We start from the raw sequence: 17,914 nt of genomic DNA on the forward strand, positions 1-17,914 counted from the left end.
CGACCGGGCTGAGCGGCGAGCGGGCTGAGGTGCGAGCGGGCTGAGGCGGGCTGCGCGCCGCCGGATCGCCGTGCGGCGCGCGCCCTGTGCGTCAGCGGGCCGAGGGGGCCCGCCCGAAGCCTTCGATCACCGGGTGCCACGTCGGCCGGAGCTGCGGCAGCGTCGAACCGACCGCCCAGACGGTGGGGCCTCCCGGCCTCGGGTGCGGGACGGTGGCGACGCCGAAGAGCGAGGCGCCCTTGCCGCCGGGTCCACTGTCGGCGGGCACGGTGTGCCACGCCCTGCCGTCCCAGCGCAGGGTGAACGCCGGTGTGGCGACGCCCTGTTGCTCGCCGGCCGCCCAGAGCCCGCCGTGCGCGTCCGCGGAGACGGAGTGCAGGTCGGCGTCGGCCGGGGGCGTCGCGACCGAGGCCCAGATGTGGCCGTCCCAGTGCAGGGTCAGCGGGTGCGAGGCCCCGGTGGCGGGCCCGCCACCACCGACCGCCCAGACGTCATCGGGCGCGACAGCGGTGACCCCGTCGAGCGACTCGCCCTGGCCTGCCGTGTGCGACGCGTCGACGATCCGCCAGGACCTGCCGTCCCAGTGCTCGGTCAGCGGGCGGCCGGCGCCCTGCGCGTCGTACGCCACGCCGACGGCCCACACGCCTCCCGCGCCGTCGGAGGCCGCGCCCTGCAGCAGGGCGTCGCCGCCGGTGGAGGGGGTGGGGACGGACGACCAGCGGTGGCCGTCCCAGTGGTAGGCCAGCGGCCGGGGTGTGCCGACCCGGTCCTCGGCGGTGACTCCGACCGCCCAGATGTCGTCGGGGCCCATGGCGGCGAGCGCCGAGGGATAGGCCGACCGGTTCGCGGGCTCGGCGGGCAGCGGGACGGTGCGCCAGGTCCGGCCGTCGAAGTGCTCGGCGAGCGAGCGGTCCTGCGCGGCCGGGGCATCGTTCCAGGTCCCCACCGCCCATACGTCGTGAGCGGAGAGCGGAGCCACGGCGTCGAGCAGGCCCGACCCCGAGTGGCCGGGCACGGACGTCGCCCGCCAGGCCCGGCCGTCGAAACGCTCGGCGACGGGCACGTCGACACCCGCGCCGTTCTCGCGGTATCCGACCGCCCAGGCGTCGGCCGGGCCGCGGGCCGCGACTCCACGCAACTCCTCGTCGCGCTGGGGCCCGGCCGGACTCCAGGTGTGCCAGCCGTCGCCCGGCGCCCCGCCGGCCGCCAGGGCCGGGGCCGCCATCGCCAGCGAGGCGGCCAGCGTCACGAGAGCGAGCCTCCCGCTGTGCCGTACTGCTCTGCCGTGCATCCGCACTCCCTCTGTCGGTAACCGTGCGTAACTGTTCGTACGGTCGCCGTGCCAAACGCCGCCGGGCGGACCGAGGGTGCGGCGGCTCACCCGGCTGAATACGGCTGCGGACCTGCCGACAGCTGCGCGCTGCGCGCCGGACCGGAATACGGACGGAGGGTCGGCCGTTGTACGATTCAGTTCAACATTCAACTACTAATCGAGCAGTCAGAGCTTGAGCCAGAGCCAGAGCTTCGAGAGGTGAGCGCGATGCAGTTCGGAATCTTCACCGTCGGCGACGTCACGACCGACCCGACCACGGGGAAGGCGCCGTCCGAGCACGAGCGGATCAAGGCGATGGTCGCCATCGCGCTCAAGGCGGAGGAGGTGGGCCTGGACGTCTTCGCTACCGGCGAGCACCACAACCCGCCGTTCGTGCCGTCTTCCCCCACCACGCTGCTCGGCCATGTCGCGGCCCGCACCGAGAACATCATCCTCTCCACCTCCACCACCCTCATCACGACGAACGACCCGGTGAAGATCGCCGAGGACTACGCGATGCTCCAGCACCTGGCCGACGGCCGCGTCGACCTGATGATGGGCCGCGGGAACACCGGACCGGTCTACCCGTGGTTCGGCCAGGACATCCGGCAGGGGATCCCGCTCGCCGTGGAGAACTACGCACTGCTGCACGAGCTGTGGCGGAACGATGTCGTGGACTGGGAGGGCAAGTTCCGTACACCGCTGCAGAGTTTCACCGCCACGCCCCGCCCCCTCGACGGTGTGCCGCCGTTCGTCTGGCACGGCTCGATCCGCAGTCCGGAGATCGCCGAGCAGGCGGCGTACTACGGCGACGGCTTCTTCGCCAACAACATCTTCTGGCCGAAGGACCACTTCAAGCGGCTGATCACGTTCTACCGGGAGCGCTTCGCCTTCTACGGACACGGAACTCCCCGGCAGGCGACGGTGGGACTCGGCGGGCAGGTGTTCATGCGGAAGAACTCGCAGGACGCCGTACGTGAGTTCCGGCCCTACTTCGACAACGCGCCGGTGTACGGGCACGGGCCCTCGCTGGAGGAGTTCACCGAGCAGACACCGCTGACCGTGGGCAGTCCGCAGGAGGTCATCGAGAAGACCCTGACGTTCCGGGAGTCCTTCGGCGACTACCAGCGCCAGCTGTTCCTGATGGACCACGCGGGCCTGCCGCTGAAGACCGTCCTCGAACAGCTCGACATCCTCGGCGAGGAGGTGGTGCCGGTGCTGCGAAAGGAGTTCGCGAAGGACCGGCCGGCGGACGTGCCGGACGGTCCCACCCATGCGGCGCTCGTCGCCGAACGTGACCGCGGTCTGCGGGCCGGGACCGAGGAGGCAGTGGTATGACCGCGCTGAAACTGGTGGCGGTATCGGCCGGTCTCGGCCGGCCGTCGTCGACCAGGCTGCTGGCCGACCGGCTGACGGAGGCCACGTCCCGCGCGCTCGACGGCGGCGACGGCGGCGACGTCGAGGTACAGGTCATCGAGATCCGTGATCTGGCGACCGCCATCGCCAACCACCTGGTGACCGGCTTCCCGAACCCCGCCCTGCGCGAAGCCATCGACGCTGTGGCAGAGGCCGACGGCCTGATCGCGGTGACGCCGGTCTTCACCGCCTCGTACAGCGGGCTCTTCAAGTCGTTCTTCGACCTGATCGACAACACCGCGCTGGCCGGTACCCCGGTGCTCGTCGCCGCTACCGGCGGCACCGCACGCCACTCGCTCGTACTGGAACACGCGATGCGCCCGCTCTTCGCCTATCTGCGGGCGGTGGTCGTCCCCACCGCCGTCTACGCCGCATCCGAGGACTGGGGATCGGACGGCGACGGCGACGGCGGGAGCCTTCCGGGCCGCATCGAGCGGGCCGGCCGGGAACTGGCCGCACTGATGGCGGGCAGGTCCGCGACGGCCGGAGCGGAGGACATCTACGAGAACGTGGTGCCGTTCGCGCAGCAGTTGGCCGGACTCCGCGCCGACTGACCCTGCCAGGCAGGCACCGGGGGAGCCTGCCGTGCCGATGGGCCGCCCGGGGGAAGATGCCGGGCGGCGGAATAGGCGCCGGACCGAAAGCGGTTGGGGTTTCCATGACCTCTGAGAGCTCTGACGAAGTCGCGCGTTTCGGCACCATCGGCATCTGGAGTGCGGCTCTGCACCCCGCGGGTCCCGACCGCGGCGGTGAAGTGACCGAGGCCGTGGCCGAGCTGGACGAGCTCGGCTACGGCACCCTCTGGATCGGCGGCAGCCCGTCCATGGACGACGTGGTGCCCCTCGTCGACGCGACGCGGCGCATCACCGTAGCCACCGGCATCCTGAGCATCTGGCAGCACAGTGCCACCGATGTCGCGGAGCAGGTGGCGGGGATCGAGAAGCGCCACCCGGGCCGGTTCGTGCTCGGGATCGGGGTCAGCCATGACGCACTCGCCCCGAAGTACGCCCGCCCGTACTCGGAGATGGTCGCCTACCTCGACGCCCTGGACACCGCGTCCGTCCCGGTGCCTGCCTCGCGCCGGGTGCTGGCCGCGCTCGGCCCGAAGATGCTGAAGCTCTCGGCCGAACGGGCCGTGGGTGCCCATCCCTATCTGGTCACCGCCGAACACACGGCGCAGGCGCGCGAAGCCCTCGGCGCCGACGCCCTGCTCGCTCCCGAGCTGAAGGTCGTACTCGACACCGATCTCGACCGGGCGCGCACCGTCGCGCGCGGCACGCTCTCGATGTACCTGCAACTCTCCAACTACACCAGCAATCTGCTGCGGCTCGGTTTCGAGGACGCCGACTTCGCCGACGGCGGCAGCAACCGGCTCCTTGACGCACTGTTCGCGCTGGGCGACCTGGAGACGGTGCGGGCCCGGGTGGACGCGTACCGTGCGGCGGGCGCCGACCATGTGGCGCTCCAGGTGCTGACGGGGGACCGGCGCAGCGACCTGCCCCGCGCCGAGTGGCGCGAGCTGGCGTCGGCCTTCTCCCTCGGCTGACCCCGCCCGCCCCCGGACCGGCCCTGCGCCACTGACCGGTACCACTGGCCGGACGGATCAGTACCACTGTCCGGATGGATCATTCACCCATATTTCGACGGCCCCGCGGCCCGGTCCGCGGGGCCGTCGCCGTCGTTCGGGGGAACTCGCCGCCGGACCACGCCTATTGACGCCTCTGTCCACCGCTCCTAAGGTCTCGAACCACTCGACGCATGACGTCTGACGTCATGCGTCGATGTTCAGTGGTCCACGAGTTCCCCGCACCCTCCCCATCGCACCAAGGAGCGTTCGAGCAGATGGCATTGACGTGGAGAGCACCAACGTCCCTGCGGAGACTGGCTGTTGCCCTGTCGGCGGTGGTGGCGACACTCGCCGCCGTCGCCGTGGTGACAACGGGCCCGGCCGCCGCGGCCGACGGCAGCCAGTCGGCCGTGGTCAGCCAGGACTGCACCAGCAGCCGGATCCGGGTGGCGCTGCTCAACCCCACCGCGGCGGCCACCACCTTCACGGTCACCTGGCCGGGCAACGGCACCTGGACCCGGGCGGTGGCCGCCGGTGACCGTACCGATCTGTACTTCTCCAAGCCCAGCGGTACGGACTACTCCTTCCGCACCACCACACCCCAGGGGCTGGACAGGACCACGACGGGCACCCTGGACTGCGGCCGGTCGATGGCCGCGCAGGTCAGCGCGGAGTGCCCGCGCGCCGCTGACGGCTCGCCGGCCGCGACCCACCGGCTGAAGCTCACCCTGGTCAACCGCTCCGACACATCGAAGACCTTCACTGTGGGGTGGGAGGGCCGCTCCGGCTCCCCCTGGACCCGGACCGTGGCGGCGCGCAGTTCCGACGACACGCTGTCGTGGACGGTGGCCGACGGAACCCCGTACCGGATCAGGACGACGGCCACCGGCTTCGACCGCACCGAGAGCGGGACCGTGCGCTGCGGGCTGGCCGCGGGCACACCCGGAATGAACGCTCGGACGCTCTTCGCCGCGCACACCTCCACCAGCGCGGGAACCCCGATCGCCGGTCTGAACCGGGCCAAGGCGGACGGCAGCGGCTACGAGACCTACACCGGCACCGCCGCGTCGGTCCGTATCCCCGCGATGGCCGTCACCGACAACGGCACGGTCATCGCCATGGCCGACGCCCGCATCGACAGCTCCGGCGACCTGGGCGGCAGCAGCAACAACATTCAGGTGGCCATGCGCCGCAGCACCGACGGCGGCGCCACCTGGACGGGCGCCTCCACGGTCGCGCACGCGGCGACGACCAGCGAGGGGTACGGCGACAGCAGCCTCCTGGTGGACCGTTCGGCCGGTCCGGACGGCAAGGTCTACGCGTTCATCAACTACTCGCCCGCGCCCGGCATCGGCTACGCGGGCTCGTCGGCCGGCTCGAACTCGGCGACCGACACCACCGCCATGCACATCCGGGTGATCTCCTCCACGGACAACGGTGCCACCTGGAGCCGCCCGGTGGATCTGAACCCGCAGGTCAAAAGCGTCAAGTGGGCCGGGATGTTCGCCTCTTCCGGCCACGGCATCCAGCTCTCCGACGGCCGCCTCGTCCAGCCGATCGTCTACAAGCAGGACGGGGCCGACCACGCGGGCAACATCTACTCCGACGACCACGGCGCCACCTGGCACGCGGGCGCCGCGGCGGCGACCGGCGTCAACGAGAACAAGGCGGTCCAGCGCGACAGCGGCCAGGTGGTGCAGAACCTGAGGTCGGACAGCGGAGGCAACCGCTGGTACGCCACCGCCGCGGACACGGCCGCCGGCCGCAACGTCGCGGGCGCCTACGGTCCGGCCTGGAACTCCGGCCTGATCGACCCCGGTTGCAACGGCGACGAGATCTCGTACCTCAGGCCCACCGATGTGGGATCCGGCGGATACCCGGCCCTGACGCCCGTCACGGTGCAGAGCAACAACGCGTCCGCCGACCGCAGCGAGCTGACCGTGCGGACCAGCGAGGACGACGGTGTGACCTGGCCGCACCAGGTGCTGATCAAGTCGGGCGCGGCCGGCTATTCGACCACGGCGGTCCTCAACAACGGGGTGATCGGCGACCTCTACGAGATCGGCGACACCGGCGGCATCGTCTTCAGCAGCTTCACCCCCGACTGGGCACGGCAGTCCTGACCCGCACGTGATCCGGTGCTTGCGGTGCGGTCAGCCGATCAGTTCCCGGACCCGGGTCGGCCGGCGGGCCCGGTGCGAGCGTACGGGCCCGCCCCCTCGTCAAGGTGCGGGGGCGGGCCCGGAGTTCCGGAGGGGCGGGTCAACCGGCTGGAGCCGCCGCCCGTGCCTCCTGTACCCGTCGCCTGACCGGTGCGTAGTGCTCGGCGATGGCGCGGGTGAAGGCGTCGGCATCGCCGGCGCGGGCGGCGTCGACGATCCTGCGGTGGTTGGCCACGGTCTCGGCCTCGTCCTTGCTGGTGATCACGCCGAGATGCGGCACGACGATCGTGTAGACATCCCAGAACGCGAGCGACAACTGCCCTATCAGCTCGTTGCCGAGGGGTTCGACCAGCAGGGCGTGGAAGGCGCGGTCGGCCTCGACGAAGCCCGTACCGTCGCCGCTCCCCGAGCGCTCCATGTCGTCCACGATGCGGTAGAGGGTGCGGAGGTGGTCGCTGTCCAGGGAGGTGAGGATGCGCTCCGCCATCCCGCGCTCGAACAGTTCGCGTACGTCCACCAGGTCCGACATGACCTTGAAGTCGTCGTCGCGGCTGAGCAGTCCGCGGAAGGTGAGCCCCTCCACCAGGGCCGAGAGGGTGAGCCTGCCGACGTAAGTGCCGTGGCCGTGCCGCACCTCCACGATGTCCAGCGCGTCGAGGGTCTTGACCGCCTCGCGGACGCTCGACCGGCTGGCGCCGAGCGTGGCGCTCAGTTCGCTCTCGGTGGGCAGCGGATCTCCCGGGCGGAGTTTGTTCTCCAGGATGTACCGCTTGATGCCCTCGCTGACCTCCTGTCTCAGCAGGGAACGCCCCTGACGTCCTTCCAGGATGTGTCGGCTCTCCACCCCTTGACCCCTCTCCTCGTCCCAGCTACGTTCACACGTTACCAGCCATCAGACATCAGACATCAGACAAATTTCTGCACCTGGTGCCGTCGCTGTTCCGTTCCCCCGCATCAGGAGGACCCCCGTGTCTCAGAGCACGAGCACCGTCTCAGCGCACGAGTACCGCGGCCGGGACCAGGCAGCTCACGTCACGCGGAGGAACCAAGCCCCCGCCGAACTGCTCGAACTGGTCCGGCTCGCCCCGGAGCGCACCCTGCGGAGCTACCCGTACGAGCTCTCCGGCGGGCCGGCGCCGGCGCGCCGCCATCGCACGGGCGCTCGCCCTGGAGCCCGAGCTGATCGTCGTCGGCGAGCCGCGTGCCGGACACCGCGCTGACGTCTTACGGCGACCCGGACCTGGGCAGGATGATGGCCCCATGAGCGATCACGACGAGACCGCGGGCAGCCGGAGCGCTTTCGACGAGGAGGCACGACAGGTCCTCGCGACGGGCGCACGCGAGGAGAAGCTGCGCCGCCGCTACCCGATCGAATCGACGTCCTTCGAGCGGACCCGGATGGCGCCGTACACCGCGTACGCGGCGATGGTCCTCGAAGGCGCGGGCTGGCGGCAGATGTTCCCGGCCCAGCCGAGCGAGGACGAGGCGCGGCTCGATCTGGCAGCGGTCCTGCGCGGTACCACCGAGCACCCGCAGGTCACGGCGGTCCGCTACGCACAGGCGGCCGACGCCGTCGAGAACGGCGCGGACCAGGTGGTCCTCGGTGAGAGGGTCTACCGCATCGTGCGCGTCGAACAGACGGTCGTCATGACGGAGTACGGACCCGAGCCGCCCCAGGGCGCGGACTGTCCCTTCCCCGAGGAGTTCGACGACCGGGAGTCCGAACACTGAACCGGCATGTCCGTCAGGCCAGTTCGGCGAGGGTGTTCCAGAACATCAGCTCGTAGCTCTGCAACAGCCGCCCGTGCCGGAGGGCGGCTGCGGTGTCCAGGCCGCCGTCGAGCCCGGCCTGGACGGCGGCCGCTGCCTGCGCTTCGAGACCGGGCGCGGGCTCGCCGAAGAAGTCGAAGAACCCGCAGGCCTCGTCGTCGAAGCCGTAGTGGGTGCGCAGCCCCTCCGCGATCGCCGCGCAGTAGCCACCCCAGGCGGCGAAATTGGCGGTGAGTGCGAGGGCCGCCTCCGCCGGTGCGCCGGTCAGTGCCAGCCTGGCCACGTACGAGGGGTAGGCCTGGCAGCCGGCCGTCGGTTCGTACGCCGCCACGTCGGCGCTGTCGAGTCCGCACGCGGAGGTCAGCGCTTCGAGCCGCTCGGCCGCGGTGTTCTCGCCGCCCGCGAGGGAGGCCAAGAATACGGCACAGGCGTCCTCCCGGCGAGCGGCCGACCGCTCGGCCAGATACGCGAAGGCGCTCCGGTCGCTCGCGATGATGTACTGCTGTTCCAGCGCGAGCGCCGACAGTGCGCCGGGGTCCGCGGTACCCGCGGCGATGAGCGGCACGAGCCGGTTGTCCGCCGCGCCCGGTGCGAGCGCGGCCGTGGTGCTCCTGAGTACGTCCAGCGCTGTACGGTCCATTCCGGTCCCCTTCGTCATGGGTACGCGGTACCCGCCCAGAGTGTGTGCGGCACCTGTCGTGCGCACCCCGGGCGGCGGTGCCATACTCGGACATGTTCACTCGAACGGCTGTCCCTGTCCGAAAGGACGACGCCATGACCTGGGCTTCGTGGACCACCAGCGGAATCTTCGCGGGACCGGGCGGAGTCCGTACGGAAGAGGTCGGTGTGCTGACCGGCGACCTGACGGTGCACACCACGTGGTCGGAGGACCAGGCGTCCTTCGCCGTGCAGTACAGCGGGTCGTCGGACTGGTTCACCCTGGTCGGCAGCCCGGTGCCCTGCGGCTCGGAGCGAGCCAGCCGGGAACTCCACCAGATCGTCGTCGAGGCGGTCCGCACCGGCGGCGGAGCCACGGCCCAGACCGTCACGTACAACGCAGGGCCCTGGACGACTCAGCAGTAGGGCACGCTCAGCAGTAGGGCACGCCCACCGGCGCGGTGTGCGTAGCCGTACCCGGCCCGTCAGCTGCGGGAGCCGGCCGTGCCGGCCGCGTCCGCCGCATCCGCCGCTTCGGTGGCCCGCGGGGCCGCCGGCGGTGCGGCTGTCGTTCCGCGGCGGAGCCGGCGTGCCAGCGGCTCGGTCCAGCGGGCGGTCAGCGGGCCCACGATGACCAGGATCAGGACGTACGCCGTAGCCAGCGGGCCGATGCGCGGCTCGACGCCGACCGCCAGACCCGCGATCACGATGGAGAACTCACCGCGCGCCACCAGTGTGCCGCCGGCCCGCCAGCGTCCCGCCGGTCTGATCCCGGCCCGGCGGGCCGCGTACCAGCCCGTGGCGATCTTCGTCAGCACCGTCACGATCGCGAGCAGCAGCGCGGGGACGAGGACGGGCGGAATGTCGGCGGGGTTGGTGCTCAGCCCGAAGAAGACGAAGAAGACGGCGGCGAAGAGGTCACGCAGCGGAGTCAGCAGATTGTGCGCGCCTTCGGCGACCTCACCGGAGAGCGCGATACCGACCAGGAACGCACCGACCGCCGCGGAGACCTGGAGCTGCTGCGCGATCCCCGCGACGAACAGCGTCAGCCCGAGGACCACGAGGAGCAGCATCTCGGGGTTGTCGGACGAGACCGCCCGGCTGATGAACCGGCCGTGGCGCAGCGCCACATAGAGGACCGCGCCGACCGTGCCGAGAGAGATCAGCAGAGTGAGGCTGCCCCCGGCCAGGCTGAGCCCGGCGAGCAGCGCGGTGAGCAGCGGCAGGTAGACGGCCATCGCCAGGTCTTCGATGACCAGCACGCCGAGGACGACCGGTGTCTCCCGGTTGCCGAGGCGGCCGAGATCCCCGAGCACCTTGGCGATCACTCCCGATGAGGAGATCCAGGTGACACCGGCGAGCGCGACGGCGGCGACCGGGCCCCAGCCGAGGATGAGCGCGGCGGCAGCGCCCGGGGTCGCGTTCAGTACGAAGTCGACGATCCCGGAGGGGTACTGCGTCTTGAGGTTGGTGACGAGTTCGGACGCGCTGTACTCAAGTCCCAGCAGGAGGAGCAGCAGGATGACGCCGATCTCGGCGCCGGTGGCGGTGAACTCCTCGCTGGCGTCCAGCGGGATGAGGCCGCCGTGGCCGAAGGCGAGTCCGGCCAGCAGGTACAGCGGAATGGGGGAGAAGCCGATGCGGCCGGCGAAGCGGCCGAGGAGGCCCAGGGCAAGGATGACCGCCCCGAGTTCGATGAGCAGCGCGGACATGTCGTGCACAGGCGTCTATCCTCCGGTGATCAGTTCCGCGACGGCGTCCACGCCTTCGCGGGTGCCGACGACAACGAGGATGTCGCCACTGGCGAAGCGGAAGTCCGGGGTGGGAGAGGGGAATGCGGTGGTCCGCCGCAGCACGGCGACGATGGAGGCGCCGGTCCTGGTGCGCGCCTGAGTGGCGCCGAGGACGCGCCCCGCGTACGGGGACCTCTTGGTGATCGCGATGCGTTCGCTCACCAGGTCGATCTCCAGGTGCTCGTGCAACTGGGCCACCGGCGCCGGTGTGAGCAGCCGGGACAGCGCGGCCGCTTCGTGCGAGGCGAGCGGAGTCGAGCTGCGGCAGCTGTCGTCGTCCTCGGGGTCGTGGAAAGCGAGGATGCGCCGGCCGTCCTGATGTGCCACGACCGAAATGTGCTGTCCGGCATCGGTGTTGAGGTCGTACCTGGTTCCGACTCCGGGCAGGCCGGTTTTCCGGATGCGGGCGGCGGGTTCCATGGAAGGCTCCATCAAGGCATTGAGGGGCGGTGTACGGACACGGTTGCCGGAGGCGCGGCCCGACCGCGCTCGGTCTCGGTGGATCCGGTCCGGTGGGCAGCCGGTAGCTCTGCTCATACTCTAGCGCAGGTCAAGTAATGGTAAATAGTGCGGTCTTTATGGGGTGGTTGGTGGCTTTTGTGTCCGAATTGTCAAGGAAATGAGACCTGCGACGGTAGCGCTCTGTACCGAGGCCGCCCGGTAAGGGTGTGGTGCCGGGCCCGCCGCTGTTGCTGGCATGATCGGGGGCATGGCTGAACGCGTTATCGCCGCGTGTGACGGGGCGTCGAAAGGAAATCCGGGACCTGCCGCATGGGCCTGGGTCATTGCCGACGGTGCGGGGGCACCCGTCCGCTGGGAGGCGGGTCCGCTGGGCACGGCGACCAACAACGTCGCCGAACTGACGGCTCTGGAGAGCCTGCTGGCCGCCGTGGACCCGCGCGTAGCGATGGAGATCCGGATGGACTCCCAGTACGCGATGAAAGCGGTCACGACCTGGCTGCCCGGCTGGAAGCGCAAGGGCTGGAAGACGTCGGCCGGCAAGCCGGTCGCGAACCAGGAACTCGTGATGCGGATCGATGAACTGCTCACCGGCCGTACCGTCGAGTTCCGCTACGTCCCCGCGCACCAGGTCAACGGTGACCCGCTCAATGACTTCGCCGACCGGGCCGCCAGCCAGGCCGCGATCGTGCAGGAGGCCGCGGGCAGCCACCTCGGCTCCCCGCAGCCGCCCGCCGCGCCCGACGCCGTCCGTACCGGCGGGGCGTCCCGGCGTCCCTCCGGGGGCGCCACGAAGGCCGGGCCGTCGGCGAAGCGCACCTCGTCGCGGACACTGAACGCGAAGTTCCCCGGCCGGTGCCGCTGCGGCCGTTCCTACGCGACCGGTGAGCCCATCGCCAAGAACGCGGACGGCTGGGGCCACCCCGACTGCCGCACGGCGGACGCCTGAGCCGAGCGGCCGGCCGGATCAGCCGGCCGGGGAGTACGAGTAGACCGTCGTGGACACCATGCAGGCGCCCGGCTGGACCACCTCCGCGCGCAGGGTGGACGTCTTCGGGTCGTAGTCGACGCCCTCGGACTCGAAGGTGCCGGAGCAGATGCTGCGCCGGGGGAGCTGGAGCAGTGTCGTCACCCGGCCGGTGACGACACTGCCGTCCAGGGCGTGCGGGAGGTCGACCTGGAGCAGGTCCTTGGCCTCGTCGTCGGATACGCACACCAGCCGGGTGTCCGATACGAAGTCGCAGCCCTGGATGTCGCTCACCGCGCGGTCCAGTGAGATCTGGCCGGCCTGCGGGAGCGCCCCGCCCGTGGGTGGAGTGGCCGGATTCAGCAGCGGAGCCGGGAAGACCTGGAGGCGGTCCTGGTCGCCCCACTCCCCGGAGACCATCCACTGCGAGTCCGGAGAGACCGCGGTGAAGGAGTTGTTGAGCTTCTCGCCCGGGTCGAGTCGGTGGACGTACTCGTACCGCTTCCCGTCGGGGGTCGTCACCGCGTACATCTTCGATGTCGCGTCGTCCCCGCCCTGGTAGGCGTCGAAGACATCGCCGTCGGCGATGTCCGGATCGCCCACGTGGTTCCAGCCCTTGGCGCGGAGGTCCAGCGGCACCGACGCGAGCCCGCGGAAGAGCAGCGAGCCGTCCGCCCGGCTGGCTACGCCCTCGCCGCCGGTCAGGGAGCCGGTGTAGGAGGTGCCCGACTCGGTCCAGCCACCGGGGGAGGCAGCGGTCGCGCTGGGCAGGAACGCGACGGAGAGCGCTATGGCGCCCGTCAGAACGGCGGCAACGCGGAGCGTCTTGGGGGGCACTGATCCTCCGGCGGTTCGGCAGCGGGATGGCGAAGCGTAGACCGGACGCCCGTACGAACGCACCACCCCGGCGCGGCAGTTGCCTGCCGATGGCCGGAATGCGACGTAGCCGCGAGCCCGGCCGGATCCCAGCGAAAGGACCTAGTCGGCGGGCTCGGCGGTCCAGGTGATCAGCGGGGGCCGCACCGAACCGCAGAGCGGCTGCCCCTGGCCGTCCGTGAGGCGCAGCCGGGCGGTGAGGCGGCCGGACCGTACCGCCGCGTCGAGCACTTCGGGGCTGACGGCGTCCAGCATCAGTTTGGCGCGCCGGAACATGGTGGCGGTGCCGTCCTCGTCCGCGGTGGTCCAGGACAGATAGACGAAGCGTCCGCCGAAGCGGTTCTGGATGTACGGACCGGCGATGACGGTGCCGTCGGGCCCCGGCGCCGTCGTGCACTCCAGCGTCCACCGGGCCGACGGCAGGTCGCCGGCGTGCGGTGCGGCCACTTCCTGGGGGCGGTCCTTGGCCTGGACGCCGACGTGGATGTCGACGGCGTCGGCGAAAGCGGAACTGGTGCGGCCGGGGAGGCCGGAGGCTTCGATACGGAGCTGCATGCCGCCATTGTCCAGGGCCGGGGCGTTCGGCAGATCGGCACACGCTCGTTCCGTGTTCTTCACACGCCGGACCGGGGGCCGTGGCAGTGTCCTGTGAACCGTACATGACATCAACCACGTGCTACCGCGCGCCAGTTGGAGAGGACACCCCACATGTCCCGTCTTACAGCGACGAGATGGATGACCGCCGCGGCCCTGGCGGCGGTCGCCGCGCTGAGCGTGGCACCCCCCGCGCCCGCGGCGGCCCGCCCTGCTCCCCTCCCGGCGGCGACGGCCGCCGGGGTGCTGGACGATTCGTACTACGCGGACGCCGAGGGCAAGTCCGGCGCGGCGCTCAAGAGCGCGCTCCACACGATCATCAGCAAGCAGTCGACGGTCAGCTACGCCCAGGTCTGGGACGCACTGGAGGTCACCGACCAGGACCCGGCCAACTCCTCCGACGTGATCGAGCTGTACACCGGGAAGTCCGTGCCCAAGTCGAGCAGCGGCGGCAGCACGGGGGACTGGAACCGCGAGCACGTCTGGGCCAAGTCGCACGGGGACTTCGGTACCGCCACCGGACCGGGCACCGATCTCCACCATCTGCGGCCCGCGGACGTCTCGGTGAACGGTGTCCGGGGGAACAAGGACTTCGACAACGGCGGCACGGCCGTGGCCGGAGCCCCCGGCAACTTCACCGACTCGGACTCCTTCGAGCCGCGCGACGCGGTCAAGGGGGATGTCGCCCGCATGATCCTCTACATGGCCGTGCGGTACGACGGTGGTGACGGATTCCCGGACCTGGAGCCGAACGACAAGGTGGACAACGGATCGGCGCCGGCCATCGGCCGGATCAGCGTGCTCACGAAGTGGAGCGACGAGGACCCGCCCGACGCCTTCGAGGAACACCGCAACGACGTGATCTACAGCGACTACCAGCACAACCGCAACCCGTTCATCGACCACCCCGAGTGGGTCGACTCGATCTGGTAGACGCGGGCGGTACGACAAGGGGTGGGCCCGCGTCCGGGCCCACCCCTTACTGCTTCCGGGGCGTGCCGGGGCTCAGGGGCTCTCCATGTCTCCGCTCACGTCTCCGCTCCCCTTGGAGGTGTGGGCGATGCACTCGACGTCGATCTGGTCGGCGAGTTTCGCCAGTTCGATGGTGAGGGCGGCCACGGTGTCCTCGTCGGCGTTCGACGCGTCGTCGCGCACCGCCTGGAGCCAGCCGGCGCCGAGCGTCCGCAGCATGTGGCTCACGTCGGCGGCTGCCACATGCAGCACGCCCTGTTCGTCGGGGACCAGGGCCAGCATGACGTCACGGTTCAAGTCTCTCCGCCTCCAGTGTCTGCGGAATGCTCCGCGATGCGACTCTAATGACACCTTGCGCCCTCACGCGGGACATGAGGTCCATGCCCGCCGCGGGCGCAGCCGATGCGCGAGGCATCCGGGTGTGTGGTGTCAGGTGCCCGCTCACGCGCCTACCCACCCCGGACCATCGGAGCGGCACGCGGAGTCGTGGGCGGGGCCGGACCTCACCGGCGCTCGGCGCGGCGGCGCCGGATGACGGCGATGTCGATGGCCGACACGGCGGTGAAGAGAGCGCAGACGGCGGCGAGAGCCACCAGGACCGCCGTGCCCGGGGATCCCGCGGGGCGCGCCGAAGCCGCCCACAGGGCGAGGAGCGCCGCCCCCGCGGCGAACAGCGGCAGGGCGATGGCGGAGAGCACCAGACGGGCGCCCAGTGCGCTGTAGGCGGTCAGCGGTTCGGTCCCGGTCCTGACCCATCGGGGGCCGGAGAACACTGAGTGCGAGTGCGGGGCGCGTCCGCCGTGGCCTGTTCCCAGTGCGGCACGGTGGGACATGAGGAATCCCCTTCCCGGCTGCGGCCACCGGGAACGCGGGCGGCCGCGCACCTGATCACACGGATCCTGTACCACCCAGTGTGCTCCGCCCGCGCTGCTCCCGGCCGGATCCGGAGGAGACACCCCAGGGCCGGGGCTCCAGGCCCTGTCCGGCCCTAGCGGATGCGTCCCACCGCTGCGTAGATCCCGCTGCCTTCCGCTTCCGGGGAGGCGGTGTCCTTGAACCACTCGGTCGCGGTCACCAGGCCGGGCTCGACGAGATCGATTCCGTCGAAGAACCGGGCCACCTCGGTACGGGTGCGGAAGCCGAGCCGGATGCCGCCCTTCGCGTACTGCGCCGTGACCATGGCCGCCAGTTCCTCGTACCGGTCCGACGCGGCGTGGGACATCACCAGGCAGCTGCCCGGCGCCAACGTCTCCACCAGGGCGCCGACGATGCCGTACGGGTCCTGGTCGTCCGGCACGAAGTGCAACAGCGCGATCAGGGAGAGCGCGATCGGCCGGTCGAAGTCCAGGAACTTCCTGGCGTGCTCGATGATCGTGCGCGGCTCGCGCACATCCGCCTGGATGTAGTCGGTCGCGCCCTCCGGGCTGCTGACCAGCAGGGCTTCCGCGTGCCGCAGGACGATGGGGTCGTTGTCCGTGTAGACGATCCGCGCCGACGGCACGGTCTGCTGGACGATCTGGTGCAGGTTCGGCCGAGTGGGGATGCCGGTGCCTATGTCGAGGAACTGGTCGATGCCGCTGCCCGCCAGCCACGCGGCGGCGCGGTTCATGAACGCGCGGTTCTGCCGGGCGGCGTCCTTCGCCTCGGGCGGAAGGCTCTCGCCCACCTCCTGGTCGACGGGGTAGTTGTCCTTGCCGCCCAGCAGCCAGTCGTAGACCCGCGCGGGGTGCGGCTTGCTCGTGTCGATCCGGGGGGCGGGTGCGGCTGCCGTCATGGCGGGCTCCGTTGCGCGAGGAGTGGACGGGGCAGGCCCCTGGGTGAGGCCGGGGGAGAGGGTGACTGCCGCACTGCCGCAGTCCACCGCACCCCGGCCGACCAGCGCCTTGTCGGCGCAGTCTGTCACAGCAACTCGCCACCCAGCACATGGCATTGGCCCCGCGGAACTGAGGGGACGGGGGGAAATGAAGACGGACCGGGCCCGCCGGGCCCGGTCCGTCCTGTGCGTGGATCAGTGGTCGTGTCCGTCGTGGTCCGGCATGTCCGCACCGGACCCGGAGCCGTCGTGCGAGGCCGCCGCCTGCACGGTGAACTCGGCTGTGTGGACCTTCCCCTGGTGCTGGAAGTCCAGATACAGCCGGTACGCGGTGGCGCTGGGAAATTCTGCGTGGAAGGTGATCCCGGGCCCGGGGCGCGTGGTGCCGTCGCCGGGGGCTCCCTGCGGATGCACGTGGAGGTAGGCGAGGTCGCCCTGGCGCAGGGCGACGAGATGCCCGTACGCACCGAGGTAGGGCTGGAGATCGGTGACCGGCCGGCCGTTCTTCGCCACCGACAGGGTGAGCATGCTCGCCGCGCCGGCCGTCGCATCTCCGGACAGGGTGACGGTGTATCCGTCGACATGTGCCGTGCGGGAGGGGGCGGGCAGCGGAGTGGGCCGGTAGTCGCCCGCGACGGAGACGTCCGCGCCCAGCGTGAGCCCGCTGCCGCCCGCGGGCACGAAGTCGGTGAAGACGCGGTAGCTCCCGGCCGATCCGAAGGTGAGCGGTACCGACCAGGTGCCGTCGGCGCCCAGTTCGGGATGGACGTGCTGGAAGCCGGACAGGTCGCGGCGGGCCACGATGAAGTGCAGGTCCTTGCCGTGCGACTGCGTGTAGCGGGTGACCGGTCTGCCGTCGGGCCCCGTGATCCGGAAGCGGAAGTCGGTCTGCTTGCCGGCCGGCAGCGGATCCGACGGCGGTACGAGGGTGTACCCGTGCTCGGAGACCTGCAGGCCGCCGGGCACGGTGTCGCCCGACCCCATCGGGTCGGCGGAACCGGCCATGTCGTGGCCGGCGTGGGCCTCGGCGCTGTCACCCACCGGCCCCACCGCGTGGCCGATACCGAGGGAGGCCCCGAAGACCAGGGCGAGACCTACCGCGAACGTTGCTGTCTTGCCGATGGTGTTCATCGCTTGTCCTTCCGGGGAGCCGACGGCTCCGTGCCGATCGTGCGGGGGGCGGGATACGGCCGCCGGCCGCCGGCGGCCGGCGCCCGCTGTGCGCGGGCCGCCGGGCCGGGGCGGCGGGCTGGATCAGTGGCAGCTGCCGCAGCAGCTCCCCGACGCCTGCTCGGGTGCCGCGGTGACCTCGTAACCGGCCTCGTCGATGGCGGCGGCGAATGCCGCGTCGTCCACGGCGGCGGTGGACGTCACCGTCACCTTGCCGGTGGACAGGTCGACATCGACCTGGGTCACGCCGTCGATCTTGGAGACCTCTTCGGTGACGGACTTGACGCAGTGCGCACAGGTCATGCCGCTGACGGTGTAGACGGCCGGGGACGCGGACGCGGTGGTGGTCATGGCGAAGCCTCCTGCTTCTCGGTCGCGCCGGCGGT

20 protein-coding genes are annotated in these 17,914 nt (G+C 71.1%); 8 read left to right on the forward strand and 12 right to left on the reverse strand.

From position 1 onward, the window contains the following. Positions 1–91: 91 nt before the first annotated feature. Complete coding sequence (locus OG385_RS32005) at positions 92–1,291, reverse strand: hypothetical protein (protein ID WP_266860119.1); 1,200 nt, start codon at positions 1,289–1,291, stop codon at positions 92–94. A 249-nt stretch (positions 1,292–1,540) separates the two neighbouring features. Between OG385_RS32005 and OG385_RS32010 the strand changes: the two genes are divergently transcribed. The 4 genes from OG385_RS32010 (at position 1,541) to OG385_RS32025 (ending at position 6,418) form a co-directional block, all read left to right on the forward strand. After that, positions 1,541–2,650: an LLM class flavin-dependent oxidoreductase gene (locus OG385_RS32010; protein ID WP_266860121.1), complete on the forward strand. Its 1,110-nt coding sequence runs from the start codon at positions 1,541–1,543 to the stop codon at positions 2,648–2,650. Continuing rightward, complete coding sequence (locus OG385_RS32015) at positions 2,647–3,282, forward strand: FMN reductase (protein ID WP_266860123.1); 636 nt, start codon at positions 2,647–2,649, stop codon at positions 3,280–3,282. Before OG385_RS32010 ends, OG385_RS32015 begins: the two co-directional genes overlap by 4 nt. A 104-nt stretch (positions 3,283–3,386) precedes the next feature. Continuing rightward, complete coding sequence (locus OG385_RS32020) at positions 3,387–4,274, forward strand: LLM class F420-dependent oxidoreductase (protein WP_266860125.1); 888 nt, start codon at positions 3,387–3,389, stop codon at positions 4,272–4,274. A gap of 296 nt (positions 4,275–4,570) precedes the next feature. Then, positions 4,571–6,418: an exo-alpha-sialidase gene (locus OG385_RS32025; RefSeq protein ID WP_266860127.1), complete on the forward strand. Its 1,848-nt coding sequence runs from the start codon at positions 4,571–4,573 to the stop codon at positions 6,416–6,418. A gap of 139 nt (positions 6,419–6,557) precedes the next feature. On the opposite strand, the gene OG385_RS32030 is transcribed toward OG385_RS32025, so the two are convergent. Then, complete coding sequence (locus OG385_RS32030; protein WP_266861292.1) at positions 6,558–7,283, reverse strand: FadR/GntR family transcriptional regulator; 726 nt, start codon at positions 7,281–7,283, stop codon at positions 6,558–6,560. Between the two features lie 434 nt (positions 7,284–7,717). Here OG385_RS32030 and OG385_RS32035 point away from each other — a divergent pair, with 434 nt between their 5' ends. Further along, positions 7,718–8,188, forward strand: coding sequence for a DUF5954 family protein (locus OG385_RS32035; RefSeq protein WP_266860129.1), 471 nt, complete (start codon positions 7,718–7,720; stop codon positions 8,186–8,188). Between the two features lie 13 nt (positions 8,189–8,201). On the opposite strand, the gene OG385_RS32040 is transcribed toward OG385_RS32035, so the two are convergent. Then, positions 8,202–8,867, reverse strand: coding sequence for a transcriptional regulator (locus OG385_RS32040; protein WP_266860131.1), 666 nt, complete (start codon positions 8,865–8,867; stop codon positions 8,202–8,204). A gap of 134 nt (positions 8,868–9,001) precedes the next feature. Here OG385_RS32040 and OG385_RS32045 point away from each other — a divergent pair, with 134 nt between their 5' ends. After that, positions 9,002–9,310, forward strand: a complete 309-nt coding sequence (locus OG385_RS32045) for a hypothetical protein (protein WP_266860133.1) — start codon at positions 9,002–9,004, stop codon at positions 9,308–9,310. A gap of 59 nt (positions 9,311–9,369) precedes the next feature. Here OG385_RS32045 and OG385_RS32050 read toward each other — a convergent pair whose 3' ends face one another. Continuing rightward, positions 9,370–10,605 carry a cation:proton antiporter gene (locus OG385_RS32050; RefSeq protein ID WP_266860135.1) on the reverse strand — a complete coding sequence of 412 codons (1,236 nt, stop codon included), beginning with the start codon at positions 10,603–10,605 and terminating at the stop codon, positions 9,370–9,372. Between the two features lie 6 nt (positions 10,606–10,611). After that, the gene (locus OG385_RS32055) at positions 10,612–11,097 is read right to left on the reverse strand and encodes a cation:proton antiporter regulatory subunit (RefSeq protein WP_266860137.1); all 486 of its coding nucleotides are present in this window, start codon (positions 11,095–11,097) and stop codon (positions 10,612–10,614) included. A gap of 277 nt (positions 11,098–11,374) precedes the next feature. On the opposite strand from OG385_RS32055, the gene OG385_RS32060 reads away from it, so the two are divergent. Further along, on the forward strand, positions 11,375–12,085 hold the full coding sequence (locus OG385_RS32060) for a ribonuclease H (protein WP_266860139.1): 711 nt from the start codon (positions 11,375–11,377) through the stop codon (positions 12,083–12,085). An 18-nt stretch (positions 12,086–12,103) separates the two neighbouring features. On the opposite strand, the gene OG385_RS32065 is transcribed toward OG385_RS32060, so the two are convergent. Both OG385_RS32065 and OG385_RS32070 read right to left on the reverse strand, forming a co-directional pair. Beyond that, on the reverse strand, positions 12,104–12,940 hold the full coding sequence (locus tag OG385_RS32065) for a hypothetical protein (RefSeq protein ID WP_266860141.1): 837 nt from the start codon (positions 12,938–12,940) through the stop codon (positions 12,104–12,106). Positions 12,941–13,081: 141 nt separating this feature from the next. Next, positions 13,082–13,534, reverse strand: a complete 453-nt coding sequence (locus tag OG385_RS32070) for a DUF5990 family protein (RefSeq protein WP_266860143.1) — start codon at positions 13,532–13,534, stop codon at positions 13,082–13,084. A 180-nt stretch (positions 13,535–13,714) separates the two neighbouring features. On the opposite strand from OG385_RS32070, the gene OG385_RS32075 reads away from it, so the two are divergent. After that, the gene (locus OG385_RS32075) at positions 13,715–14,506 is read left to right on the forward strand and encodes an endonuclease I family protein (protein WP_266861294.1); all 792 of its coding nucleotides are present in this window, start codon (positions 13,715–13,717) and stop codon (positions 14,504–14,506) included. Positions 14,507–14,578: 72 nt separating this feature from the next. Here the strand turns inward: OG385_RS32075 and OG385_RS32080 are convergent, their stop codons facing one another. The 5 genes from OG385_RS32080 to OG385_RS32100 form a co-directional block, all read right to left on the reverse strand. Continuing rightward, positions 14,579–14,842, reverse strand: coding sequence for a DUF6213 family protein (locus OG385_RS32080; protein WP_266860145.1), 264 nt, complete (start codon positions 14,840–14,842; stop codon positions 14,579–14,581). A 206-nt stretch (positions 14,843–15,048) separates the two neighbouring features. Then, a complete protein-coding gene (locus OG385_RS32085) occupies positions 15,049–15,378 on the reverse strand; it encodes a hypothetical protein (RefSeq protein WP_266860147.1) in 330 nt (109 codons plus the stop codon). Between the two features lie 155 nt (positions 15,379–15,533). Beyond that, positions 15,534–16,319 carry an SAM-dependent methyltransferase gene (locus OG385_RS32090; RefSeq protein ID WP_266860149.1) on the reverse strand — a complete coding sequence of 262 codons (786 nt, stop codon included), beginning with the start codon at positions 16,317–16,319 and terminating at the stop codon, positions 15,534–15,536. 234 nt (positions 16,320–16,553) lie between these two features. Continuing rightward, complete coding sequence (locus tag OG385_RS32095) at positions 16,554–17,489, reverse strand: hypothetical protein (RefSeq protein ID WP_266860151.1); 936 nt, start codon at positions 17,487–17,489, stop codon at positions 16,554–16,556. A 123-nt stretch (positions 17,490–17,612) separates the two neighbouring features. After that, entirely contained in the window at positions 17,613–17,879 is a 267-nt protein-coding gene (locus OG385_RS32100) for a heavy-metal-associated domain-containing protein (protein ID WP_266860153.1), read from the reverse strand. Between the last annotated feature and the right edge of the window lie 35 nt (positions 17,880–17,914).

The sequence above is a fragment of the Streptomyces sp. NBC_01306 genome (assembly GCF_026340465.1).
In the GTDB taxonomy this organism is placed as follows: domain Bacteria; phylum Actinomycetota; class Actinomycetes; order Streptomycetales; family Streptomycetaceae; genus Streptomyces.

Excerpts from the sequence above, each read along its gene's own strand:
- OG385_RS32005 (WP_266860119.1), bottom strand. The coding sequence starts at position 1,291 with ATGCACGGCAGAGCAGTACGGCACAGCGGGAGGCTCGCTCTCGTGACG.
- OG385_RS32010 (WP_266860121.1), top strand. The coding sequence starts at position 1,541 with ATGCAGTTCGGAATCTTCACCGTCGGCGACGTCACGACCGACCCGACC.
- OG385_RS32015 (WP_266860123.1), top strand. The coding sequence starts at position 2,647 with ATGACCGCGCTGAAACTGGTGGCGGTATCGGCCGGTCTCGGCCGGCCG.
- OG385_RS32020 (WP_266860125.1), top strand. The coding sequence starts at position 3,387 with ATGACCTCTGAGAGCTCTGACGAAGTCGCGCGTTTCGGCACCATCGGC.
- OG385_RS32025 (WP_266860127.1), top strand. The coding sequence starts at position 4,571 with ATGGCATTGACGTGGAGAGCACCAACGTCCCTGCGGAGACTGGCTGTT.
- OG385_RS32035 (WP_266860129.1), top strand. The coding sequence starts at position 7,718 with ATGAGCGATCACGACGAGACCGCGGGCAGCCGGAGCGCTTTCGACGAG.
- OG385_RS32040 (WP_266860131.1), bottom strand. The coding sequence starts at position 8,867 with ATGGACCGTACAGCGCTGGACGTACTCAGGAGCACCACGGCCGCGCTC.
- OG385_RS32045 (WP_266860133.1), top strand. The coding sequence starts at position 9,002 with ATGACCTGGGCTTCGTGGACCACCAGCGGAATCTTCGCGGGACCGGGC.
- OG385_RS32055 (WP_266860137.1), bottom strand. The coding sequence starts at position 11,097 with ATGGAACCCGCCGCCCGCATCCGGAAAACCGGCCTGCCCGGAGTCGGA.
- OG385_RS32060 (WP_266860139.1), top strand. The coding sequence starts at position 11,375 with ATGATCGGGGGCATGGCTGAACGCGTTATCGCCGCGTGTGACGGGGCG.
- OG385_RS32070 (WP_266860143.1), bottom strand. The coding sequence starts at position 13,534 with ATGCAGCTCCGTATCGAAGCCTCCGGCCTCCCCGGCCGCACCAGTTCC.
- OG385_RS32075 (WP_266861294.1), top strand. The coding sequence starts at position 13,715 with ATGACCGCCGCGGCCCTGGCGGCGGTCGCCGCGCTGAGCGTGGCACCC.
- OG385_RS32085 (WP_266860147.1), bottom strand. The coding sequence starts at position 15,378 with ATGTCCCACCGTGCCGCACTGGGAACAGGCCACGGCGGACGCGCCCCG.
- OG385_RS32090 (WP_266860149.1), bottom strand. The coding sequence starts at position 16,319 with ATGACGGCAGCCGCACCCGCCCCCCGGATCGACACGAGCAAGCCGCAC.
- OG385_RS32095 (WP_266860151.1), bottom strand. The coding sequence starts at position 17,489 with ATGAACACCATCGGCAAGACAGCAACGTTCGCGGTAGGTCTCGCCCTG.
- OG385_RS32100 (WP_266860153.1), bottom strand. The coding sequence starts at position 17,879 with ATGACCACCACCGCGTCCGCGTCCCCGGCCGTCTACACCGTCAGCGGC.